The organism is Micromonospora sp. HUAS YX12 (genome assembly GCF_040215685.1).
Taxonomy (GTDB): Bacteria; Actinomycetota; Actinomycetes; order Mycobacteriales; family Micromonosporaceae; genus Micromonospora; species Micromonospora tulbaghiae.
The window spans coordinates 831,845-853,654 of record NZ_CP157974.1; the positions used below are offsets into that span (position 1 = coordinate 831,845).

At 71.6% G+C, this 21,810-nt stretch carries 20 protein-coding genes; 4 read left to right on the plus strand and 16 right to left on the minus strand.

Annotated features, from left to right (window positions below; all coding sequences use genetic code 11):
* Nucleotides 1-126: 126 nt before the first annotated feature.
* Genes ABIH81_RS04055 through ABIH81_RS04065 form a run of 3 tightly spaced genes read right to left on the minus strand, consistent with a single transcriptional unit; the run spans nt 127 to nt 3,916 of the window.
* Complete coding sequence (locus ABIH81_RS04055; RefSeq protein WP_349879079.1) at nt 127-1,026, minus strand: sugar ABC transporter permease; 900 nt, start codon at nt 1,024-1,026, stop codon at nt 127-129.
* The gene (locus ABIH81_RS04060) at nt 1,023-2,666 is read right to left on the minus strand and encodes an ABC transporter permease subunit (RefSeq protein ID WP_349879080.1); all 1,644 of its coding nucleotides are present in this window, start codon (nt 2,664-2,666) and stop codon (nt 1,023-1,025) included. The genes ABIH81_RS04055 and ABIH81_RS04060 overlap by 4 nt, the downstream gene beginning before the upstream one ends.
* On the minus strand, nt 2,666-3,916 hold the full coding sequence (locus tag ABIH81_RS04065; RefSeq protein WP_349879081.1) for a maltose ABC transporter substrate-binding protein: 1,251 nt from the start codon (nt 3,914-3,916) through the stop codon (nt 2,666-2,668). The genes ABIH81_RS04060 and ABIH81_RS04065 overlap by 1 nt, the downstream gene beginning before the upstream one ends.
* Before the next feature lie 199 nt (nt 3,917-4,115).
* Here ABIH81_RS04065 and ABIH81_RS04070 point away from each other — a divergent pair, with 199 nt between their 5' ends.
* Both ABIH81_RS04070 and ABIH81_RS04075 read left to right on the plus strand, forming a co-directional pair.
* Nucleotides 4,116-5,201, plus strand: coding sequence for a LacI family DNA-binding transcriptional regulator (locus ABIH81_RS04070; protein ID WP_349879082.1), 1,086 nt, complete (start codon nt 4,116-4,118; stop codon nt 5,199-5,201).
* A 446-nt stretch (nt 5,202-5,647) separates the two neighbouring features.
* On the plus strand, nt 5,648-7,291 hold the full coding sequence (locus tag ABIH81_RS04075; protein WP_349879083.1) for a glycoside hydrolase family 13 protein: 1,644 nt from the start codon (nt 5,648-5,650) through the stop codon (nt 7,289-7,291).
* 144 nt (nt 7,292-7,435) lie between these two features.
* Here the strand turns inward: ABIH81_RS04075 and ABIH81_RS04080 are convergent, their stop codons facing one another.
* The 6 genes from ABIH81_RS04080 to ABIH81_RS04105 form a co-directional block, all read right to left on the minus strand.
* The gene (locus tag ABIH81_RS04080; protein WP_349879084.1) at nt 7,436-7,879 is read right to left on the minus strand and encodes a hypothetical protein; all 444 of its coding nucleotides are present in this window, start codon (nt 7,877-7,879) and stop codon (nt 7,436-7,438) included.
* Nucleotides 7,880-7,952: 73 nt separating this feature from the next.
* Complete coding sequence (locus ABIH81_RS04085; RefSeq protein ID WP_120571706.1) at nt 7,953-8,327, minus strand: GntR family transcriptional regulator; 375 nt, start codon at nt 8,325-8,327, stop codon at nt 7,953-7,955.
* Nucleotides 8,324-9,265 (minus strand): YhjD/YihY/BrkB family envelope integrity protein, encoded by a 942-nt coding sequence (locus tag ABIH81_RS04090; RefSeq protein ID WP_349879085.1) that lies wholly within the window; start codon nt 9,263-9,265, stop codon nt 8,324-8,326. The genes ABIH81_RS04085 and ABIH81_RS04090 overlap by 4 nt, the downstream gene beginning before the upstream one ends.
* A 56-nt stretch (nt 9,266-9,321) precedes the next feature.
* Entirely contained in the window at nt 9,322-9,897 is a 576-nt protein-coding gene (locus tag ABIH81_RS04095; RefSeq protein ID WP_349881003.1) for a 2'-5' RNA ligase family protein, read from the minus strand.
* 34 nt (nt 9,898-9,931) lie between these two features.
* On the minus strand, nt 9,932-10,957 hold the full coding sequence (trpS, locus tag ABIH81_RS04100; RefSeq protein ID WP_349879086.1) for a tryptophan--tRNA ligase: 1,026 nt from the start codon (nt 10,955-10,957) through the stop codon (nt 9,932-9,934).
* A 33-nt stretch (nt 10,958-10,990) separates the two neighbouring features.
* Nucleotides 10,991-12,007 (minus strand): hemolysin family protein, encoded by a 1,017-nt coding sequence (locus tag ABIH81_RS04105; protein ID WP_349879087.1) that lies wholly within the window; start codon nt 12,005-12,007, stop codon nt 10,991-10,993.
* Between the two features lie 231 nt (nt 12,008-12,238).
* Between ABIH81_RS04105 and galE the strand changes: the two genes are divergently transcribed.
* Nucleotides 12,239-13,171: a UDP-glucose 4-epimerase GalE gene (gene galE, locus ABIH81_RS04110; RefSeq protein ID WP_349881004.1), complete on the plus strand. Its 933-nt coding sequence runs from the start codon at nt 12,239-12,241 to the stop codon at nt 13,169-13,171.
* Nucleotides 13,168-14,346 carry a galactokinase gene (gene galK / locus ABIH81_RS04115; protein WP_349879088.1) on the plus strand — a complete coding sequence of 393 codons (1,179 nt, stop codon included), beginning with the start codon at nt 13,168-13,170 and terminating at the stop codon, nt 14,344-14,346. Before galE ends, galK begins: the two co-directional genes overlap by 4 nt.
* 96 nt (nt 14,347-14,442) lie before the next feature.
* Here the strand turns inward: galK and ABIH81_RS04120 are convergent, their stop codons facing one another.
* From ABIH81_RS04120 to glmU, 7 genes are all read right to left on the minus strand, one after another.
* On the minus strand, nt 14,443-15,744 hold the full coding sequence (locus ABIH81_RS04120; protein ID WP_120571714.1) for a GTP-binding protein: 1,302 nt from the start codon (nt 15,742-15,744) through the stop codon (nt 14,443-14,445).
* A complete protein-coding gene (gene cysD, locus ABIH81_RS04125; protein WP_349879089.1) occupies nt 15,744-16,655 on the minus strand; it encodes a sulfate adenylyltransferase subunit CysD in 912 nt (303 codons plus the stop codon). The genes ABIH81_RS04120 and cysD overlap by 1 nt, the downstream gene beginning before the upstream one ends.
* A gap of 79 nt (nt 16,656-16,734) precedes the next feature.
* The gene (locus ABIH81_RS04130; RefSeq protein ID WP_349879090.1) at nt 16,735-17,568 is read right to left on the minus strand and encodes an inositol monophosphatase family protein; all 834 of its coding nucleotides are present in this window, start codon (nt 17,566-17,568) and stop codon (nt 16,735-16,737) included.
* 60 nt (nt 17,569-17,628) lie between these two features.
* Nucleotides 17,629-18,219: an aminoacyl-tRNA hydrolase gene (gene pth, locus ABIH81_RS04135; protein ID WP_349879091.1), complete on the minus strand. Its 591-nt coding sequence runs from the start codon at nt 18,217-18,219 to the stop codon at nt 17,629-17,631.
* A gap of 100 nt (nt 18,220-18,319) precedes the next feature.
* Nucleotides 18,320-19,015 carry a 50S ribosomal protein L25/general stress protein Ctc gene (locus ABIH81_RS04140; protein ID WP_349879092.1) on the minus strand — a complete coding sequence of 232 codons (696 nt, stop codon included), beginning with the start codon at nt 19,013-19,015 and terminating at the stop codon, nt 18,320-18,322.
* Nucleotides 19,016-19,301: 286 nt separating this feature from the next.
* The gene (locus ABIH81_RS04145) at nt 19,302-20,282 is read right to left on the minus strand and encodes a ribose-phosphate diphosphokinase (RefSeq protein ID WP_013283956.1); all 981 of its coding nucleotides are present in this window, start codon (nt 20,280-20,282) and stop codon (nt 19,302-19,304) included.
* 116 nt (nt 20,283-20,398) lie between these two features.
* Nucleotides 20,399-21,805, minus strand: coding sequence for a bifunctional UDP-N-acetylglucosamine diphosphorylase/glucosamine-1-phosphate N-acetyltransferase GlmU (gene glmU, locus ABIH81_RS04150; RefSeq protein ID WP_349881005.1), 1,407 nt, complete (start codon nt 21,803-21,805; stop codon nt 20,399-20,401).
* Nucleotides 21,806-21,810 lie beyond the last annotated feature (5 nt).

Here is a 21,810-nt window from a genome sequence, read left to right on the forward strand (position 1 = left end):
CGGTTTCACCCGACCGCGGCGGTCCGCCCGAGAACCGCTCCGGTGTACGTCAACGACGCCCTTGCCGCAGCGTGCGGAGTGGCACCACTTGCCTCGCCCACGACGGCGAGCGGCCACCCCTCCGGCTTATCCTTTGACCGCTCCGGAGGTGAGTCCGGAGACGATGTAGCGCTGGAGCAGTTGGAACACCAGCACCGTCGGGATCGCGGTGAGCAGCGTGCCCGCCGCGAACATCCCGAAGTTGTTGTTGCGCTCGCCCGCGACCAGGCCGAACATGCCGACCGCGAGGGTCTTCGACTCGGGTTCGGTGAGGAACACGTTGGCGATGATGAACTCGTTGATCGACCCGATGAACGCGAGCAGGCCGGTCACCGCCAGGATCGGCGCCACCAGCGGCAGCATGATCCGGAAGAAGACCTGCACGTGTGACGCGCCGTCCATGGTCGCCGACTCGTCCAGCTCCTTCGGCAGCGTGTCGAAGAAGCCCTTAATCAGCCAGGTGTTCGCCCCCAGCGCGCCACCCATGTAGAGCAGGAACAGGCCCCACGGGGTGTTGAACCCGATCGCCGGGTAGAGGTCGGTGAGCGTGGTGAAGATCAGGAAGATCGCCACGATCGCCAGGAACTGCGGGAACATCTGGATCAGCAGCAGCGCGAGCAGGCCCACCCGGCGCCCGGCGAAGCGCATCCGGGAGAACGCGTACGCCGCGAGCGACGACAGGAAGATCGACGCGAAGCTGGCCACGCCCGCCAGCAGCAGCGAGTTGAGGAACCAGTGGCCGAACGCCGTCTTGTCGAACAGGCTGGTGAAGTTCTCCAGCGACGCGCCGGTCGGCAGCAGCTCGGTGGAGGAGAGCGTGCCGAGCGGGTTGAACGCCGCCGAGATCACGAACAGGATCGGGAAGAGGCTGAACGCCACCGCCAGCAGTCCGACCAGGTGCCGCCAGCCGACCTGCGCGAACCAGCGGCCGCGCGAGCGTCGGGCCGGCCTGCGGGTGGTCGTGGGCGTCTCCGCGATGATGGTCACGAGTACACCTCCTCCTGCTTGCGGGTCCGCCGGAAGCTGATCGCCGACACCGTCGCCACGATCGCGAAGATGAAGATCGAGACGGTGGCGGCCAGGCCGAACTCGGCGCCCTGTGCGCCGAACGCGAGCCGGTACGTGTAGGTGATCAGCAGGTCGGTGGCGCCGTTCGTCGGGTTGTCCGGCGCGAACGGGCCGCCCTCGGTGGTGAACAGGATCGCGTTGACGTTGTTGAAGTTGTACGCGAACGACGCGATCAGCAGCGGCGAGAGCGCCACCAGCAGCAGCGGCAGGGTGACCGCCCGGAACGACTGCCAGGGCGACGCGCCGTCGACCGAGGTCGCCTCGGTCAGCTCCCGCGGGATGGCCTGCAACGCGCCGGTGGCGACCAGGAACATGTACGGGTAGCCGAGCCACAACTGCACCAGCAGCACCGCGATCCGGGCCGACCAGTTGCCGCCGAACCAGTCGACGTTCAGCCCGAACAGGTCGTTGAGCAGGCCGAAGTCGGTGTTGAACATGTCCCGCCAGATCAGCAGCATGGCGAACGACGGCATGGCGTACGGCAGGATCAGCACCATCCGGTAGAGGTTGGTGCCGCGCATCCGGGGTGAGTGCAGCGCGAGCGCGATGCCCATGCCGAGCAGGAACGTCAGCCCGGTGGAGCCGATCGCGAACGCGAAGTTCCAGGCCAGCGTGCCGAAGAACGGGCCGGAGATGTTGCTGTCGGTGAGCACCGTGGCGAAGTTCTTCAGCCCGACGTCGACCTTCCAGCCCTGGGCGAGGCGCTCGCCGTCGGCGGCGACGAAGGAGCCGGACCTCTCGTCGGCGGTCCACGTCTTGCCGGTCTCGCTGTCCTTGACGCAGTCGCACACGGCGTCGTACGCCCGGATCGCCTTGCCCTCGTACGCGCGGGTCAGGCCGTTGGAGCGGATGGCGCCCTCGTCGGTGGGCACGATGAGCGCGGTGACCGCGTCGCTGCGGCTGCTGGCCTGCCCGATGTTCAGCAGGGTGTAGCCGTCCGCGGCGGTGATCTTGCCGCTGAGGCTGCTCACCTCGACGTCGGCGGCGTCGAGCTTGCGCAGCCCGTCCGCGTCCCCGGCGAAGACCTCCTTGCTCTTCGGGTCGCTGAGCAGGAAGGTCAGGGAGCCGGTCGCCGGGTCGCCCTTGGTGGCGATGGTGAGGTTGTACTCGGTCGAGCCGGGCACCTGCTTCACCGAGGCGGTCTGCACGGCGACGATCGCGTCGTCCTTGCTGCCGCGGTGGCCGTCGCCGAAGTTCGTGAACGCGGTGCTCGCGGTGTAGAGCACCGGGAAGACCTGGAACGCGATCAGGAAGAGCGTGCCGGGGACCAGGTACTTGGCCGGGATGTGCCGGCGGCTCAGGTAGAGGTAGAACAGGCCGGCGGTGGTGACCGCCAGGACGCCCAGCGCGATCCAGTGTCCGGCCTCGATGAGCGGGAAGGCCGCCCAGATCGCGATCCCGGCCACCAGGCCGAGCAGGACCACCTTGACGACGAGGCCGGTCGCGGTGATCGGCGCGTGTTGCCGCGCGGTACGGGACGTGCGCGGGAGCCCACGGCGTACGGGCTCCCGGCCCGGGGCCTGCGGTGCAGACCCCGGGCCGGACAGCGGCGCGCTCATTACTTGATCTGACCCTGGATGGTCTTGCCGGCGGCCGTGATCGTCTTGGCCGGGTCGGCGCCGCCGATGATGGCGGCCTCCGCCTTGCCGAACGGATCCCAGATCGCGGCCATGGCCGGGATCGCCGGGAGCACCTGGCCGTTCTTGCCGGCCTCGGAGAACTTGGCCAGGTCCGCGTCCTCACCCTTGACCTGGTCGAAGGCGGCGGTCAGCGCCGGCGGGCGCGGCTCGGCCTTGTACAGCGCGACGGCCAGCTCGGGCTTGGTCACGTAGTTGGTGACGAACTCCTGGGCCAGGGCCTTGTTCTTGCCCTTGGCAGCCACGTAGAACGCCTGGACGCCCACGAACGGCTGGGCCTCCTTGCCACCGGCGAAGCCGGGGACCGCGGAGATGTCGTACTTGATGCCGGCCTTCTTGGCGTCGGCCACGGCCCACGGGCCGGAGACCAGGAAGGCGCACTTCCTGCCGGTGAAGGTGGAGATGGCGTTCTCCGGGGTGATGGAACGCTTCAGCGCGCCGTCGCCCTTCTCACCGAGCTTCGCGATCTTCTGGAAGGCCGCGATCGACTCCGGCTTGCCCACGCCCAGGTCCTTCGGGTCGTAGTCGCCGTTCGCCGCGGTGCCGAACAGGTAGCCGCCGCCCGAGGTGTAGAGCGGGTAGATGTGGTACGCGTCGCCGTTCTGGCCGGACTGGAGGCACAGGATCTCGCTGGCCTTCTTCTCCGCCTTGAGCTTCTTGCCGGCGGCGACCAGGTCCTCGATCGTCTTCGGCGCCTCGGGGGCCAGCTCGGTGTTGCGGATCAGCGCGATGTTCTCGGTGGCGTAGGGCACGCCGTAGAGCTGGCCGTTGAACGTGACGGCCTTGACGGCGGTCTCGTTGAAGCCGGCCTTCTGCTCGGCCGGGAGCTGCACCGGGTCGATGGCGCCGTTCTGGACCAGGTTGCCGATCCAGTCGTGCGCGCCGACCACGACGTCCGGGCCGCTGCCCTGCTGCGAGGCGGTGACGAAGTTGGTCTGCAGGTCCTTGGAGACGGCCTGGACCTCGACGGTCACGCCGTTCTCCTTGCCGAACTCCTCAGCGAACGGCTTGAGGGCGGCCGTGCGCTTGTCGTCGGCCCAGATGACCAGCTTGCCGCCGGTCGCCTTGGCGGACTCGTCGGCGGCCGGCTTGTCGCTGCCGCTGTCACCACAGCCGGAGGCGGCGAGCGCCAGGCCGAGGACGGCGACCACACCCGCGGTACGGATGCGCATCGGTACTCCTGTCGTCATGGCGGCCCGCCGGGGGAAGGGCGGCCCGCCAGTGGAAACCTCTGAAATTTCTTGCTTCCCGGCGCCAGGGTGCTGCGCCGCTGCTCTCGCATGTTGCGGGGACGTTAGCAAGAGGTTGCAGAGAATGGAAGGGATTGCAGAAGTGTACGCAAGACTTTGCCGTTGGGCTAAAGTGCCGCACATGCGCGCTCGACTGTCCGACATCGCCCAACAGGCTGAAGTCAGCGAGGCCACGGTGTCGCGGGTGCTCAACGACCGCCCCGGCGTGGCCCCCGAAACCCGCCAGGCCGTCCTCACCGCCCTCGATGTGCTCGGCTACGAGCGCCCCGCCCGGCTGCGCAAGCGCAGCGCCGGGCTGGTCGGCCTGGTCGTGCCGGAGCTGGACAACCCGATCTTCCCGGCGTTCGCCCAGATCATCGAGTCCGCGCTCGCCCCCACCGGCTACACACCGGTGCTCTGCACGCAGACCCCGGGCGGGGTACGCGAGGACGAGTACGTGGAGATGCTGCTGGACCGTCAGGTCTCCGGCATCGTCTTCGTCTCCGGCCTGCACGCCGACACCGCCGCGGACCACGACCGCTACCGCACGCTGCTGGCCCGGCCGCTGCCGATCGTCATGATCAACGGGTACGCGCCCGGCATCCCCGCGCCGTTCGTCTCCTGCGACGACCGGGAGTCCGCCGAACTCGCCGTCGCCCACCTGGTCGCGCTCGGGCACCGGCGGATCGGCCTGATCACCGGCCCGGACCGGTTCGTGCCGGTGCAGCGCAAGGTCGCCGGCTACAAGGCCGCGATGGGGCGCCTGACCGACATCAGCGAGGACGAGCTGACCGAGCTGACGGAGCTGTCCCTGTTCGGCGTCGAGGGCGGCGAGGCGGCCGCCGGCCGGCTCATCGAGCGCGGCGTCACCGGACTGGTCTGCGGCTCGGACCTGATGGCGCTCGGCGCGATCCGGGCCGCCCGGCAGCGCGGGCTGTCGGTCCCCGGCGACATCTCCGTGGTCGGGTACGACGACTCCCCGCTCATGGCGTTCACCGACCCGCCGCTGACCACGGTGCGCCAGCCGGTCGCCGCGATGGCCGTGGCGGCGGTGCGCGCCCTGGTCGACGAGATCAACGGCCACCCCTCCCCGAACTCCGAGTACCTGTTCCGGCCCGAACTGGTGGTACGCGGCTCGACCGCGGTGGCCCGCCCCGTAGACCCCCCGAAGCGCCAGCGCCCCGCCACCCCTTCCTCCCCCACCCCCTCCCTCCCCATCCCCGCCTGACCCCCACCCCGCCCCACCCTCACCCCCACCCTCACCCCCACCCTCACCCCCACCCTCACCCTCCGAGCCAGCCGCCTCCCGACGCGTCGATCATGAAGTTGACGGCGACAAATCGGACGGCGAAGGCCGCCAACTTCATGATCACGCGAGCCGCCCCCGGCCGTCCCCACTCCCCACTCCCCGCGCCCCCTCCAGCCCCTCCTCCGTTGATCAAGGAGTTTGTGTCCGAGTCGATCTCCAGCCGGGACACGAACTCCTTGATCACCGCTCGCGGGCGGGGGCGGGGGTGGGTGTCCCGGGATTCGGGAGAGGGGTCCGGGGCGGTGGCGGGTGATGGCTGTCATTTCTTGCGCAAGGAATGCTTGACTCTTGCAGTGCGATGGCGGCATTCTGCTCAGACACCCCTGCGCCGCACCAGAAGCCGCCACAGAACGGGATCGACAGCGATGACCTCCGCCCCCAGCACCACCCCACGCACCGCCGACGACGACTGGTGGCGGTCCGCTGTCGTCTACCAGGTGTACGTCCGCAGCTTCGCCGACGCGAACTCCGACGGTGTGGGTGACCTCCAGGGCATCCGGCAGCGCCTGCCGTACCTGCGCGACCTCGGCGTGGACGCGCTCTGGCTGACGCCGTTCTACACCTCGCCGCAGGTCGACGCCGGCTACGACGTGGCCGACTACCGCGACGTCGACCCGCTGTTCGGCAACCTGACCGACTTCGACGAGATGATCACCGACGCGCACGCGCTCGGCCTGCGGATCATCGTCGACATGGTGCCGAACCACACCTCCAGCGCGCACCCGTGGTTCGCCGCCGCGCTCGCCGCCGGACCGGGCTCGCCGGAGCGCGAGCGCTACCTGTTCGCCGACGGCAAGGGCGAGCAGGGCGAGCTGCCGCCGAACGACTGGGAGAGCATCTTCGGCGGCCCGGCCTGGACGCGCGTGGTGGACGGCCAGTGGTACCTGCACCTGTTCGACCCGGCCCAGCCCGACCTGAACTGGCGCCACCCGGAGGTGCGGGCCGAGTTCGAGGACGTGCTGCGCTTCTGGCTGGACCGGGGCGTGGACGGTTTCCGGATCGACGTGGCGCACGGGATGATCAAGGCCGAGGGCCTGCCGGACGTCGGCTTCAACTCGATGACCACCGGCCAGCGCCAGTCCGAGCTGCTGGGCAAGGGCCGGCTGCCGTACTTCGACCAGGACGAGGTGCACGACATCTACCGCGCCTGGCGGCCGATCCTGGACAGCTACCCGGGCGGCCGGATGGCGGTCGCCGAGGCGTGGGCCGAGACGCCGCAGCGCCTCGCCCGCTACATCGGCCCGGACGAGCTGCACCAGGCGTTCAGCTTCGACTTCCTCGACGCCACCTGGTCGGCCGACTCGTTCCGCAAGGTGATCGACACGGCGCTGGCCGAGTCCACGATCGTGGGCGCGCCGACCACCTGGGTGCTCTCCAACCACGACCGGCAGCGGCACGTCACCCGGTACGGCGACGGCGAGGTGGGCCTGCGCCGCGCCCGCGCCGCCGCGCTGCTGATGTTCGCGCTGCCCGGCTGCGCGTACGTCTACCAGGGCGAGGAACTGGGTCTGCCGGAGGTGCTGGACCTCCCCGACGAGCTGCGTCAGGATCCGGCGTTCCGGCGTACCGGGGAGAGCCGGGACGGCTGCCGCGTGCCGATCCCGTGGGGCGGCGAACTGCCCCCGTACGGCTTCGGGCCGGACGGCAGCGAGCTGAGCTGGCTGCCGGCGCCGGCGACCTGGCGGTCGCTGTCGGTGGCCGCCCAGGCCGGGGTGCCCGGCTCGACGCTGGAGCTGTACCGGACCGCGCTGCGCATCCGGCACGAGCACCCGGCGCTGGCAGGCCTGGACGGCATCACCTGGCTGGAGACCGAGCCCGGTGTCCTGGCGTTCCGGCGCACCGCCGGGGCCGCCGAGGTGACGTGCGTGGTGAACATCAGCGGCGCCGACGTGACGGTGAGCGGCTACGGCCGCCCGCTGGTCGCCAGCGCCGAACTCACCGAGCGGGGCGACGGGCACGTCCTGCCGGTGGACGCGGCTGCGTGGTTCGAACGGCGCTCAGCCGGGTAACCCGCCAACGACCTGGCCGTCCGTTGTGCCCCGCGCCGACGGGCGGCTGGGCTGCCGACCCCTTGTGGTGGGGGGTGAGGTGGCCCCGGCCCCTCGGGAGTGCGCTCCCGGGGGGCCGGAGTCCATCGGGGAGCGAGCGCGTTCTCAGCCGCCCTTGGCGGTGAGCAGCGCGGCGATCCGGGCGAACCCGGCCCGGATCTCCTCCCGGTCGGGCGCCTTCGCCGGCTCGGGCTCCGGCTCGCGCTCGGCGGCCAGTTCCAGTTCCTCGTCGATGACGTCCTCGAAGTCGCCGTAGAGGTCCGCCTGGTCGATCTGCGCCGCCTCGTCCTCGGCGGCGATCTGCGCGGCCGCGATCTCGCTGCGGATCTCCTCCGGGGTGAGCGCCGGGAGCAGCGGCTCCACCACCGCCATCAACTGCTCGTCGGCCACCACCGCCTCGGCCAGCGCCAGCGCGTGCGGTCGCTCGTACGGGCCGCAGACCACCGGCTCCCAGTCGTCCTCGGCGCCGAGCGGGCCGAACGTGATGATCCACGGCAGGCCCCGGATCGGGGAGTCGTCCGGCAGGTCCAGTGTCACGAGTGCGCCCACCGGCCCATCATGGTCGTCGCGCATCGGCCCGGGGAACGCAATCATCGGACTCTCCCCGCTTCGGGGACCACGCTCAGCCACGCGTGCCGGCGTCCAGCGCCGCACGGACCAGGGCGACCGCCCGCTCCGGCGGTACGCCCAGGCGACGCGCCTGCTCGGCGTACTCGGCGGCGGCCCGGTGGAGCCGGTCGGTGGCGTCGTCCCGGCCGGGGGCGACCACGGTGCCGTGCCGGCCACGCGTCTCCACCAGGCCGGCGCCCTCCAGTTCCCGGTACGCCCGCGCCACGGTGTTCACCGCCAGCCCCAGGTCGGCGGCGAGCTGCCGCACCGCCGGAAGCCGGGTGCCCACCGGCAGCCGCCCGTCGCCGATGCGCGCGGCGAACTGCGCCCGCACCTGCTCGTACGGCGGCACCGCCGACTCGGCGTCGATCCGGATGCGCGCGCTCATCCCGCTCCCCCCGGTGTTCCCGGTTCGGTCTCCTCGTCGAGCACGTCCGCCTCCACGTCCACCTCCCGGGCGCCGCCCTCGGCCAGGTCCACCACGCGGCCGTACCGGCTGGTGGCGGCGAGCGCGGCGCCGAAGAGCACCAGCTGGTTGAGCAGGTAGAGGTAGAGCAGCAGGCCGACGGCGGTGGCGACCACCGTGTACGCGGGGTTCCGCTCGGTGCGTACCACGTAGTAGCGCCCCACCGTGTTGAGCAGGGTGATCCCGACGGCGATGGTCAGCACCGCCGGGCGCAGCCGGCGCCGGCTCATCCGCAGCCGGGGTACGGCCAGCAGCAGCGCGGCGGCGAGCACGGCGTTGACGAGCACGCTCAGCACCGCGCTGATCGTGGTCAGGCCCACCGAGCCGGTGCTGCGCAGCAGGAAGCGCAGCAGCGACTCCAGCGCGTCCACGGCGGCGATCGAGACGAACAGCAGCACGAAGACCGCGACCAGCACGCCCAGGTCGACCAGCCGCCGCACCACCAGGTTGCCGGGCTGCTGGTTGAAGCCGTACATCAGCCGCTGCGAGGAGCGGATCGCCTCCACCCAGCCGATGCCGGTGAAGACCAGGATGACCAGGCCGACCACGCCGACGGTGCCGCTGCTCTCGGCGATCTGCGCCGGGTCGAGGAAGGGCAGGTTCTCCTCCAGGAAGTGGGCCACGCCGCGGCTGACCTCCTCGTTGTCCCGCAGCACCGCGCCGAAGATCCAGTACGCCACGAGCGCGAGCGCGAACACGGCGAAGAAGCCGTAGTACGCGATGGCGGCGGCGAGCCGCCCGGCGAGCAGGTCGGTGTAGAGCGTCCCGGCCCGCCAGACGTGGTCGAAGACCGACGAGCGGCCCCGGGCCGCGTCGATGCGGCGCCCCACCGCCGCCTCGATCCGGCCGAAGACGTTCACCCCGTCATCCTCGCCGATCTCCGCCCGTGGCGGAGGGGCCCCGGCCGGTCGGATGTTCAGCTCCGGCCGCCGAGCCGGAAGTCGCGGCGGGGCCGCCACCGGGTCGCCCCGCTGTGCGAGAACAGCGTGAACGCCTCCACCTGGAACAACGCGGAGAAGTCGGCCAGATCCTCGTACGCCTTGTCGAGCACCTCGGGCGGCACGTCCTGCGCCACAGTGACGTGCGGGTGGTACGGGAAGCGCAGCTCGCGCCGCAGCTCGGGGGCCGAGTTGATCGCGGCGGCCAGCAGTTCGCACTCGCTGATCCCGGCCGCCACCGCCACGAAGACCACCTGGGTGACCGGGCGGAACGTGCCGGTGCCGCGCAGGTGCAGCGTGAACGGCAGGTGCGCGGCGGCGACCCGGGCCAGGTGCTCCTCGACGGCGGGCAGCGCGCGTACCGGGATCTCGGTGGGCCCGAGGAGGGTGACGTGCGCGGGGACGGCGAGCGGGTCACCGGCCTCGACCCGGCGGCGGGTGAGCATCCCGCCCCAGGGCTCGGGGACATCGACAGCGATCCCGATCTGGATCGTGTCCGCGCCGCCCGGCGCCGTGTCACTGCCCGCCACGTCGCGCGCCACCCCTCCGGCCACCGGCTGCGTCACCCGTTCCCGCCCGTCCGGGCCGTTACTCGGACCGCACCGGCGGGAAGAAGCCGACCCGCTCGTACACGTCCCGCAGCGTCCCGGCGGCCACCGCCCGGGCCTTCTCCGCGCCCCGCACGAGCAGCTTGTCGAGCTGGGCCGGGTCGTTCAGGTAGGCGTTCGTGCGTTCCTGGATCGGCGTGACGAACTCCCGCACCACCTCGGCGAGGTCCTTCTTCAGGTCGCCGTAGCCCTTGCCGTCGTACGCGGCGACCAGGTCGTCGATGGAGCGGCCGGAGAGGGCGGAGTAGATGGTGAGCAGGTTGGTGATGCCGGGCTTGCCCTCGGCGTCGAAGACGACCTCGCGGCCGGTGTCGGTGACCGCCGAGCGGATCTTCTTGGCCGAGCGGGCCGGATCCTCCAGCAGGTCGATGATGCCGGCCGGTGAGGACGACGACTTCGACATCTTGGCCGTCGGATCCTGGAGGTCGGTGATCTTCGCGGTGTCCTTCACGATGTGCGGGGAGGGCACGGTGAAGGTGCGGCCGAACAGCGAGTTGAACCGCTGCGCCAGGTCGCGGGAGAGTTCCAGGTGCTGCCGCTGGTCCTCGCCGACCGGCACCGCGTTCGCCTGGTAGAGCAGGATGTCCGCGGCCTGGAGGATCGGGTACGTGAACAGGCCGACGCTGGCCCGCTCGCTGCCCTGCTTCTGCGACTTGTCCTTGAACTGCGTCATCCGGCCGGCCTCGCCGAAGCCGGTGATGCAGCCGAGCACCCAGGCCAGTTGCGAGTGCTCGGGCACCTGCGACTGCACGAACAGCGTGCTGCGCTCCGGGTCGAGGCCGAGCGCGAACAACTGTGCGGCGGCCACCCGGCTGCGGCGCTTGAGCACCTTCGGGTCGTGCCCGGCGGTGATCGCGTGCAGGTCGACGACGCAGTAGTAGGCGTCGTGGCTGTCCTGCAACGCCACCCAGTGCCGCAGCGCGCCCAGGTAGTTGCCGAGGTGGAACGAGTCGGCCGTCGGCTGGATGCCGGAGAAGACACGCGGGCGGGCGGGTACGTCGGACATGGCGGCAATTCTGTCAGCAAGCCCCGGCGTCCGTCATGACGGGCCGGTGGATCGGGCGGGTACGGGCGGAAGCGGACCGTTCACCTCACGCCGGGGCTCGGGCAGCCGCGCGGCGGAGACCGCCAGGCGGGACACCCGCCGGCCGTCGAGTGTGAGCACCCGCAGCAGCCAGCCCGCCGGATCGGCGGGAACCGATCCGGCGGCCGGGTCGACCGCCACCGGCACCTCGTCGCCCGCCACCGGCAACCGGCCCAGGGCGGCCATCACGAACCCGCCCACCGTCTCGTACGGTCCGGCGGGCAGCGGCACCCCGGTGCGCTCGGCGAAGTCGGTCAGGTTGAGCCGGCCGTCGACGACGGCGGGCAGGCCGGCGGGTTCCGGTTCGAGTGGGCCGTGCTCGTCGTCCCGGATCTCCCCGACCAACTCCTCGACCAGATCCTCGCAGGTGACGATGCCGGCGGTGCCGCCGTACTCGTCGACGACGACGGCCAGGTGGTGGCCTTCCCGGCGCATCTCGGTGAGCGCCGCCAGCACGCGCTTGCTGTCCGGCAGGCGCTTCACCTCCCGGACCAGGTCGCCGACCAGCAGCGGCCGGTCCGCCTCCGGGCGAAGCAGCACGTCCCGCAGGTGCACCATGCCGACCACGTCGTCGTGGGTGCCGTCGACCACCGGGTAGCGCGTGTGCGGGTCGGCCCGGACCAGCCGCTGGGCCTGCGCCAGCGGGAGCGCCGCGCTGAGGAAGACCACCTCGGTGCGGGGCACCATCACCTCGCGGACGAGCCGGGCCCCGGCGACCAGCACCTCGTCGATGATCCGCCGTTCGTCCGCGTCGAGCAGCGTGTTCGCCGCGACCAGGTCACGCAGCTCGGCCTCGCTGATCCGCTCCCGGCCGGCGGTGGGGCTGGCCCCGAGCAGGGCGGTGACCAGGCGGGTGGCGCCGTCGGCGCCGCGCACCACGAGACGGGCCACGGTACGGGCCAGCGGGCCGGGTTCGCGTCGGGGCCGCCCCGACGGTCGCCGCCGGGGCCCGGGACCACCACCCTCCCGCATGAGAAGGATGGTAGACAGCGGTCACCGTACGCTCGGCCCAATGTGCGGATCTGTTCAATCGTGAAGGATTATGATGGAATAGAGGCGGGCTCGACTCGACAGCCGCGACACAGCCCCCGGCCGTAGGGTGATCACGTGACGGCCGCCGCGGGACGCGGCCCAGGCAGGAGGACCGACGTGAAACTGCTCGTCACCGGCGGCGCCGGCTACATCGGCAGCGTGGTGACCCGGATGCTGCTCGACCACGGCCACCAGGTGACCGTGCTGGACGACCTGCGCACCGGTCACCGGGAAGCCCTCGCCCCCGACGCCACCCACGTCGAACTGCCGGTGCACGAGGCCGTCCGGGTGCTGACCCCCGACGCCGGGTTCGACGGCGTGCTGCACTTCGCCGCCCTGATCGCCGCCGGTGAGTCGATGATCCGCCCCGAGCTGTACTGGCACACCAACACGGTCGGCTCGATCGCGCTCATCGACGCCGTCCGCGCCGCCCGGGTGCCCCGGGTGGTCTTCTCCTCCACCGCCGCCGTCTACGGAAACCCGACCGAGCTGCCCATCCCGGAGACCGCCGTCAAGGCCCCCACCAGCACCTACGGCGCGACCAAGCTGGCCGTCGACATGGCGCTCACCTCCGAGGCGATCGCGCACGACCTGGCCGCCGTCTCGCTGCGCTACTTCAACGTCGCCGGGGCGTACCTGCGCGACGGGCTGGCCATCGGCGAACGGCACGACCCGGAGACGCACCTCATCCCGATCGCGCTCGACGTGGCCGCCGGGCGGCGGGAGAAGCTCCAGCTCTTCGGCGACGACTACCCCACAGTCGACGGCACCTGCGTACGCGACTACATCCACGTCGAGGACCTGGCCCGCGCCCACCTGCTCGCGCTGGACGCGGCCACCCCGGGCCGGCACCGGATCTACAACCTCGGCAACGGCAACGGCTTCACCAACCGGCAGGTGGTCGACGTGGTCCGCGAGGTCACCGGACACCCGGTGCCGGTCGAGGTTGCCCCCCGCCGCGAGGGCGACCCGGCCGAGCTGGTCGCGTCCTCCGCGCTGGCCCGCGACGAGCTGGGCTGGACGCCGGCCAAGCCGACCCTGCACGACATGGTCGGCGACGCCTGGGCGTTCTACCGCGAGCACGTCACGCGGCAGGCGGCGTGAGCGCGAGGAGTGAGCCGGGCACGCCGGTCGCCGACCGCGCCACGGCCGGCTTCCGGCAGCGGTACGGCGCCGAGCCGGCGGGCCGCTGGGCGGCTCCCGGACGGGTCAACCTGATCGGCGAGCACACCGACTACAACGACGGTTTCGTGCTGCCCTTCGCGCTGCCGCTGCGTACCGTGGTCGCCGCCGCGCCCGCCCCCGGCGGACGCTGGACCGTCTGGTCGGAGCTGGACGACGAGCCGGTCGAGTTCGGACCGGCGGACGCCGACGAGCCCGGCCGGGTCGACGGCTGGGCCGCCTACGTGGCCGGGGTGGTGTGGGCGCTGCGCGCCGACGGCCACGACGTCCCGGGCGCGCGGCTCGCCGTCGCCTCCGACGTGCCGGTCGGCTCCGGGCTCTCCTCGTCGGCGGCGATCGAGTCGGCGGTGCTGGCCGCGCTGGTCGACCTCGGCGGTCTCGACCTGCCCGCCGGGCGGTGGCCGCGGCTCGCCCAGCGGGCCGAGAACGACTACGTCGGCGCGCCCACCGGGATCATGGACCAGTCCGCGGTGATCCGCGGCCGGGCGGGACACGCCCTGTTCCTCGACTGCCGCACCGAGGAGATCGAGCAGATCCCGTTCGACCTGGACGGTGCCGGGCTGGCCGTGCTGGTGGTCGACAGCCGGGCGCCGCACCGGCACGCGGACGGCGAGTACGCGGCCCGCCGCCGCAGCTGCGAGCGGGCGGCCGCGACGCTCGGGGTGAGCGCGCTGCGCGACGTCGACGTGGCCGGCCTCGACGCCGCGCTGGCCCGCCTCGACGACGACGAGACCCGCCGCCGGGTCCGGCACGTGGTGACCGAGAACCAGCGGGTGCTCGACACCGTCGCACTGCTGCGCGCCGGCCGGGTCCGCGACACCGGTCCGCTGCTGACCGCCTCGCACGCCTCCATGCGCGACGACTTCGAGATCACCGTGCCGGAGATCGACACCGCGGTCGAGGCGGCGCTGTCCGCCGGGGCGTACGGCGCGCGGATGACCGGCGGCGGTTTCGGCGGCTGCGTGCTCGCCCTGGTCGACGCCGGCGCCGCCGACGCGGTGGCCGCCGCCGTCGCCGACGCGTACGCCGAGCGCGGCTTCACCGCCCCCGGCACGCTCACCGTCCTGCCGGCCGGCGGCGTCACCCGCCTGGGCTGAGGTGTAAGGAAGGGCCCCCTATTAACGCCTGCGGTAGAGGAAGGGCCCCTTGTTAACAGCTCACTGTTAACAAGGGGCCCTTCCTTACAACCAGGGTCAGCCGGCCTCGACGATCATGCCGGCGCCGACCGTGCGGTTCGTCGACTCGTCGATGATCACGAAGCCGCCCGTGGTGCGGTTGCGGCGGTACTCGTCGGCGAGCAGCGGAACCGTGGTCCGCAGCCGGACCCGGCCGATCTCGTTGAGCTTCAGCTCGGCGGCCGTCTCGTCGCGGTGCAGCGAGTTGATGTCCAGCCGGTAGTGCAGCCCGCGAACGATCGCCCGCGCCGAACGGGTCGTGTGCTTGATCGCGTACTTGCCACCGACCTGCAACGGCCGGGTCTCGTCCATCCAGCAGACCATCGCCTCGATGTCCTGCACGGCCATCGGGGCGTTGTTCGGCCGGCAGATCATGTCGCCGCGGGAGATGTCCAGCTCGTCGGTCAGCCGGACCGTCACCGACATCGGCGGGAACGCCTCGTCCACCGGACCGTCGGCGGTCTCCACCGCCGCGATCCGGCTGGTGAAGCCCGACGGCAGCACCATCACCTCGTCGCCCGGCTTGAGCACGCCCGAGGCCACCTGGCCCGCGTAGCCCCGGTAGTCGGTGACGGTGGTGGACTGCGGCCGGATCACGTACTGCACCGGGAACCGCACGTCGACCAGGTTGCGGTCCGAGGCGATGTGCACCCGCTCCAGGTGGTGCAGCAGCGACGGGCCCTCGTACCAGGGCATGTTCTCCGAGCGGGTGACGATGTTGTCGCCCTGCAGCGCGGAGACCGGCACCACGGTCAGGTCCGGCACGTCGAGCTTCGCGGCGAACGCGGTGAACTCGTCCGCGATCCGCTCGTAGACCTCCTGCGACCAGTCCACCAGGTCCATCTTGTTCACACACAGGACCAGGTGCGGCACCCGCAGCAGCGAGCAGAGGAACGCGTGCCGGCGGGACTGCTCCACCAGGCCCTTGCGCGCGTCCACCAGGATCAGCGCCAGGTCGGCGGTGGAGGCGCCGGTGACCATGTTCCGGGTGTACTGGATGTGCCCCGGGGTGTCGGCGATGATGAACTTCCGCCGCGGCGTGGCGAAGTAGCGGTACGCCACGTCGATGGTGATGCCCTGCTCCCGCTCGGCGCGCAGGCCGTCGGTGAGCAGCGCCAGGTTCGTGTACTCGTCGCCCCGCGCCGCGCTGACCGCCTCGACGGCGGCGAGCTGGTCGCTGAACAGCGACTTCGTGTCGTAGAGCAGACGGCCGATCAGCGTCGACTTGCCGTCGTCGACGCTGCCCGCGGTGGCGAACCGCAGCAGGTCCATCGGCCGCGCGGTCTCGCTCTCGGCCGGGGCCAGGGTCTCGACGCTCATCAGAAGTAGCCCTCTCGCTTGCGGTCCTCCATGGCGGCCTCGCTGACCCGGTCGTCGCCGCGGGTCGCGCCGCGCTCGGTGATCCGCGTGGCGGCCACCTCCTCGATCACCTTCTCCACCGTGTCGGCGTCCGAGCGGACCGCCGCGGTGCAGGAGGCGTCACCCACGGTCCGGTACCGCACCTGGGCCTTGAACGGCTGCTCACCGGCGCGGGCCCGGAAGAACTCGTTCACCGCGTAGAACATGCCGTCGCGCTCGATCACCTCGCGCTCGTGCGCGTAGTAGATCGACGGCAGCGGGATCTGCTCCCGCGCGATGTAGTGCCAGACGTCCAGCTCGGTCCAGTTCGACAGCGGGAACACCCGGATCGACTCGCCCGGGTGGTGCCGGCCGTTGTAGAGCGCCCACAGCTCCGGACGCTGGTTCTTCGGATCCCACTGGCCGAACTCGTCGCGGAAGCTGAACACCCGCTCCTTGGCCCGCGCCTTCTCCTCGTCGCGCCGGGCGCCGCCGAACAGCGCGTCGAAGCGGTGCTTCTCCACCGCGTCGAGCAGCACCGGCGTCTGGATCCGGTTGCGCATGCCGTCGGCGGACTCGCGGACCAGGCCCTTGTTCAGCGCCTCCGGCACGCTCGCCACGATGAGCTGCAGGCCCAGCTCGGCCACCCGCCGGTCGCGGTAGTCGAGCACCTCGGGGAAGTTGTGCCCGGTGTCCACGTGCATCACCGGGAAGGGGATGCTGGCCGGCGCGAACGCCTTCTGGGCCAACCGGAGCATCACGATCGAGTCCTTGCCGCCGGAGAACAGCAGCACCGGCCGTTCCATCTCGGCGACGACCTCACGCATCACGAAGATGCTCTCCGCCTCGAGCGCGTCGAGGTGCGACACCTGGTACGCGACGGGGGACGTCATGACACGAACTCGATTCGCTCGGATCCGTACATCGGATTCCAGACCTTTCAGGTCGGACTCGTGAAGAAGAACGCTCAGGTTACCCGGAATGCCGCTGCAACGCTGCAAGCAACCGACTCGCGAGATCCTTGCGGCAGACCAGCAGATCCGGTAGGCGCGGGTCGGCCCCGTTGTATTTCAGCGCAGAACCGTCGATCCGGGAAGCATGCAGACCGGTGGCCGTCGCCACAGCGACCGGAGCGGCCGAATCCCACTCGTACTGACCGCCCGCGTGGATGTACGCGTCGACCTCACCGGTGACCACGGCGGCGATCTTCGCGCCCGCCGAGCCCATCGGAACCAGATGAGCGCCGACGTCCTCTGCCAGGTCGGTCAGGAAAACCGGCGGACGGCTACGGCTGGCCGCCAACCGGATGACCCGCGCGCCGCCCCTGGTGGCCGCCTCCACAGTCATCGGCGGGTACGCCGGCGGGTGGTCGGTGCCGAGCACCCGGTGCTGGGCCGGCAGGGCCACCGCGCCCGCCACCAGGCCGTGCGGTGCCGACGCGTTACGCGACCAGAGCGCGACGTGCACCGCCCAGTCCGCGCGCCCCTCCTCCGCGTACTCCCGGGTGCCGTCCAGCGGGTCGACGATCCAGACCCGGTCCGCGGTCAGGCGCGACAGCGCCTCGTCGGTCACCTCCGCCGTCCAGGCCAGCCGCGAACTCTCGTCCTCCTCCGACAGCACCGCGTCCGCCGGCCGCCACTTCGCCAGCTCGGTCCGGATCAGGTCGTGCGAGACCTTGTCGCCGGCCGACCGGAGCGCGCCCGCGTCGGCGAAGCCCATCTCCGCGCGCAGGGCCGTCAGCGCCTGACCGGCCCGGGACGCCAGCCACCGGGCGAACCCGCCGTCGATCATCGGAGGACTGCCCATGATGCTCCCGTCACCCGCCTTCGCTCCCGGTCACCCCAGGCGCAGACTACCGACCGCCCGTCAGGCCCCGTGGTAGAGGTTCTGCGTCGGCTCCACACCCTTGAGAACCACCGACTCCACCACGTCCGCCGCGCGGTCCACCAGGAACTCCAGCTCCTTGCGCTCCGCGGGGGAGAAATCCGACAGTACGTAGTCAGCCGGATCCTGCCGGCCCGGCGGCCGGCCGATGCCGAACCGCACCCGCACGTAGTCCTTGGTGCCGAGCGACTTCGACATCGAGCGCAGGCCGTTGTGCCCGCCCTCGCCGCCGCCGCACTTCACCCGCACCTGCCCGTACGGGATGTCCAGCTCGTCGTGCACCGCGATCACGCGCGCCGGCGGGATCTTGTGGAACTGCGCCAGCCCGGCGACCGGACCACCGGAGAGGTTCATGTACGTCAACGGCTTCAGCAGCACCAGCTTCGGGCCGCCGAACCCCAGCCGCCCCTCGGCCACCTCGGCCATCGCACGCTTGTGCCGCCCGAACGTCGCGCCCACCCGGGCCGCCAGCAGGTCCGCCACCATGAACCCGACGTTGTGCCGGTTGTTCGCGTACTCCCGGCCGGGGTTGCCCAGGCCGACCACCAGCCACGGCCCCGCCTCGTCCGTCACCCGACGCCCCTTCCCGCTCGCTTGCCCGACCAGCCGTCCCGATACGCCGACAGGCGCCCCCGGGAACCGGGGACGCCTGTCGCACAGCCTTGCGGACCGGTCAGGCCTCGGTCCTCGCCTCGGCCGGGGCCTCCTCGCCCTCGGCGGCCGGAGCGCCCTCGGCACCCTCGGCGGTCTCCTCGCCGACCTCGGCCTCGGCCTCCTCGGTGGCCTCCTCGACCTCGGGGAGGGTGGCCTCGAGCTGCTCGGCGGTCGGAGCGGCGGTCACCGAGGCGACAGCGGTCTCCTCGTCGGTGGCCAGCTCGACGCCGGACGGCAGCTGGACGTCGGCGGCGGTGATCGTGGTGCCCGGCTCGGCGCCCTCGATCGACGCCTCCAGGTGATCCGGCACCTTGGTCGCGTCGGCGGTCACCGACAGCGTGTCGTGGTCGTGCACGATCAGCGTGTCCTTCGCGGCCTCACCGGTCAGCTGGACCGGGACCTCGACGGTGACCTTCTCGCCGCGGCGGACCAGCAGCAGGTCCACGTGCTCGAAGGTGTCCTTGATCGGGTCACGCTGGATCGCCTTCGGCAGCGCCAGCACCTGGGTGCCGTCGCTGACCTCGATCGCGAAGAGCTGGTTCGCGCCACCCTTACGGATCGCCGCGGCGAACTCCCGCGCCGGAAGCGCGATGTGCTTGGGCTTCTCGCCGTGGCCGTACAGCACGGCGGGCACCTTGCCGGCCCGGCGGGTACGACGGGCACCACCCTTGCCGAACTCGGTACGGGGCTCGGCGCTGATCTTTACCTCGGACACGGGGAAACTCCTGATGCTTCGCTGCGGCGGCTTGTCGTCTGGCGGTGCTGGGGCGAGGGGCTCGCTGGGGCTAGGGTCATGAACGACCGCCCGGAGCACCGCGTCGATGACGGCGCCTCCGTGCGGTGCTTGTCAGCAGCCCGCCGGGCACCCTCGCCGTGGCAACCGCACCAGTCTACCCGAGGGAATTCCCGGCTCTCCGGCAGTCCCCCATATCACCGCCGGGCCGGTTACGCAGGGCATCGGCCCGGCCGCCGGAGACTCCCCGGCGACCGGACCGGCGTGCTCAGCTCAGACCACCGAACAGGGTGGTCACCGAACCGTCGTCGAAGACCTCCCGGATCGCCCGCGCCAGCAGCGGGGCGATCGACAGCACGGTCAGCTTGTCCAGCTGCTTCTCCGACGGCAGCGGCAGCGTGTTCGTCACCACGACCTCGCTGATCGGGCTGTTCTTCAGCCGCTCCGTCGCCGGGTCGGACAGCAGCGCGTGGGTCGAGGCGACCACGATCTCCGCCGCGCCCTGCTCCTTGAGGATGTCCGCCGCCTTGGTGATGGTGCCACCGGTGTCGATCATGTCGTCCACGATCAGGCACACCCGGCCCTCGACCTCACCGACCACCCGGTTCGCCACCACCTGGTTCGGCTTGAGCGGATCGCGGGTCTTGTGGATGAACGCCAGCGGGCAGCCGCCCAGCCGGTCGGTCCAGCGCTCGGCCACACGTACCCGGCCCGAGTCCGGCGCGACCACCGTCATCGGCCGGCCCGCGTACTTGTGCTCCACGTACTCGGCCAGCACGTCCATCGCGAACAGGTGGTCCACCGGGCCGTCGAAGAAGCCCTGGATCTGCGCGGTGTGCAGGTCCACGGTCAGAATCCGGTTCGCGCCGGCGGTCTTCAGCAGGTCGGCGATCAGCCGCGCCGAGATCGGCTCCCGGCCACGGTGCTTCTTGTCCTGCCGCGAGTACGGGTAGAACGGCAGCACCACGGTGATCCGCTTGGCCGAACCGCGCTTCAGCGCGTCGACCATGATCAAGGTCTCCATGACCCAGGTGTTCACGCCGTGCGTCACGGACTGCACCACGAAGGCGTCCGAACCACGGACCGAGTCCTTGTACCGTACGAAGATCTCGCCGTTGGCGAAGTCGTACGCGTCGGCCGGCGTCGGCGCGACGCCGAGCACCTCACCGATCTCCTTGGCCAGCTCCGGAAAACCCCTCCCGGAGAAGAGCATCAGGCTCTTGCGGTTTTCGGCGACGATGCTGCCCATGGGCCCGTCTGCTCCCGTATGTCGGTGGTGCCCGGCGGCGGTGGGGCCGGGGACTGTTCGGTTGCAGTATGCCCCCGGTTCAGCGATCCACCCACGGCCCGCCGATCCCCGTGGATTCAGTCACCTTCGCTTGCGGCGCCGCCCGTGTCCGACGCACCCTCACCGGCCCGCCGCGCCGCCTCCGCGGCGTCCGTACCGGCCCGCTTGCGCAGCACCCAGCCCTCCACGTTGCGCTGCTGACCACGCGCCACCGCCATCGCGCCCGGCGGCACGTCCCCGGTGATCACCGAACCCGCAGCGGTGTACGCGCCGTCGCCGACCCGCACCGGCGCCACGAACATGTTGTCCGCTCCGGTACGGGCGTGACTGCCGATGGTGGTGTGGTGCTTGCGTACCCCGTCGTAGTTGACGAAGACGGTCGCCGCGCCGATGTTGCTGTGCTCGCCGATCGTCGCGTCGCCCACGTACGACAGGTGCGGCACCTTCGACCCGTCACCGATCGACGCCTTCTTGGTCTCCACGAACGTGCCGACCTTCGCCTTGCGGCCCAGCCGCGACTCCGGCCGCAGGTACGCGTACGGGCCGACGCTCGCCTGCGGGCCCACCTCGGCGCCGAGCGCGTGGCTGCGCACGATGCTCGCGCCCGCGCCCACCACCGTGTCGGCGAGCGTGGTGTCCGGGCCGACGAGCGCGCCCTCGCCGACCACCGTCGCGCCCTGGAGCTGCGTGTTCTGGTCGATCACCGCGTCCCGCTCGACGGTCACCGTCACGTCGATCCAGGTCGTGTGCGGGTCGAGGATGCTGACCCCGGTCCGCATCCAGCCCTCGTTCACCCGGTCCCGCAGCAGCCGGCGCAGCGCGGCCAGCTCGACCCGGTCGTTGCAGCCGAGCGTCTCCACGTGGTCGGCGGCGCAGTGCACAGCCACCGGCTCGCCCGCGTCGCGCAGCAGCGCGAAGACGTCGGTCAGGTACTCCTCGCCCTGGTCGTTGTCGGTGGAGAGCTTGCCCAGGGCCTCCCGCAGGCGGGCCGCGTCGAACGCGTAGATGCCCGCGTTGATCTCCCGCAGCGCGCGCTGCTGGGGGGTGGCGTCGCGCTCCTCGACGATCTGCTCCAGCTGCCCCTGCACGTCCCGCACGATCCGGCCCAGGCCGGTCGGGTCGGGTACCTCGGCGGCGAGCACCGTCGCCGCGGCGGCGGCGTCCTCGTGCGCCTCGACGAGCGCCTGGACCGTCTCCGGCCGCAGCAGCGGCACGTCCCCGTTGATCACCACGACGGTGCCGGAGGCGTCCGGCACCGCGTCCAGCGCGATGCGGACCGCGTGCCCGGTGCCGAGCTGGCGCTCCTGGAGCACCGGAGTGGCGCCCGGGGCGATCTCGGAGAGGTGCTCCCGGACCTGGTCGGCGCCGTGGCCGACGACGACCACCGTGCGGTCCGCGCCCAGCGGGCCGGCCGCGGCGAGGACGTGACCGAGCAGGGTACGGCCGAGCAGCGGGTGCAGCACCTTGGGCAGGGACGACTTCATCCGCT

Bases quoted from the DNA above. Each gene is read 5' to 3' on its own strand.
- ABIH81_RS04060 (WP_349879080.1), bottom strand. From the start codon at position 2,666: ATGAGCGCGCCGCTGTCCGGCCCGGGGTCTGCACCGCAGGCCCCGGGC.
- ABIH81_RS04065 (WP_349879081.1), bottom strand. From the start codon at position 3,916: ATGCGCATCCGTACCGCGGGTGTGGTCGCCGTCCTCGGCCTGGCGCTC.
- ABIH81_RS04070 (WP_349879082.1), top strand. From the start codon at position 4,116: ATGCGCGCTCGACTGTCCGACATCGCCCAACAGGCTGAAGTCAGCGAG.
- ABIH81_RS04075 (WP_349879083.1), top strand. From the start codon at position 5,648: ATGACCTCCGCCCCCAGCACCACCCCACGCACCGCCGACGACGACTGG.
- ABIH81_RS04085 (WP_120571706.1), bottom strand. From the start codon at position 8,327: ATGAGCGCGCGCATCCGGATCGACGCCGAGTCGGCGGTGCCGCCGTAC.
- trpS (WP_349879086.1), bottom strand. From the start codon at position 10,957: ATGTCCGACGTACCCGCCCGCCCGCGTGTCTTCTCCGGCATCCAGCCG.
- ABIH81_RS04105 (WP_349879087.1), bottom strand. From the start codon at position 12,007: ATGCGGGAGGGTGGTGGTCCCGGGCCCCGGCGGCGACCGTCGGGGCGG.
- galE (WP_349881004.1), top strand. From the start codon at position 12,239: ATGCTGCTCGACCACGGCCACCAGGTGACCGTGCTGGACGACCTGCGC.
- ABIH81_RS04120 (WP_120571714.1), bottom strand. From the start codon at position 15,744: ATGAGCGTCGAGACCCTGGCCCCGGCCGAGAGCGAGACCGCGCGGCCG.
- cysD (WP_349879089.1), bottom strand. From the start codon at position 16,655: ATGACGTCCCCCGTCGCGTACCAGGTGTCGCACCTCGACGCGCTCGAG.
- ABIH81_RS04130 (WP_349879090.1), bottom strand. From the start codon at position 17,568: ATGGGCAGTCCTCCGATGATCGACGGCGGGTTCGCCCGGTGGCTGGCG.
- ABIH81_RS04145 (WP_013283956.1), bottom strand. From the start codon at position 20,282: ATGGGCAGCATCGTCGCCGAAAACCGCAAGAGCCTGATGCTCTTCTCC.
- glmU (WP_349881005.1), bottom strand. From the start codon at position 21,805: ATGAAGTCGTCCCTGCCCAAGGTGCTGCACCCGCTGCTCGGCCGTACC.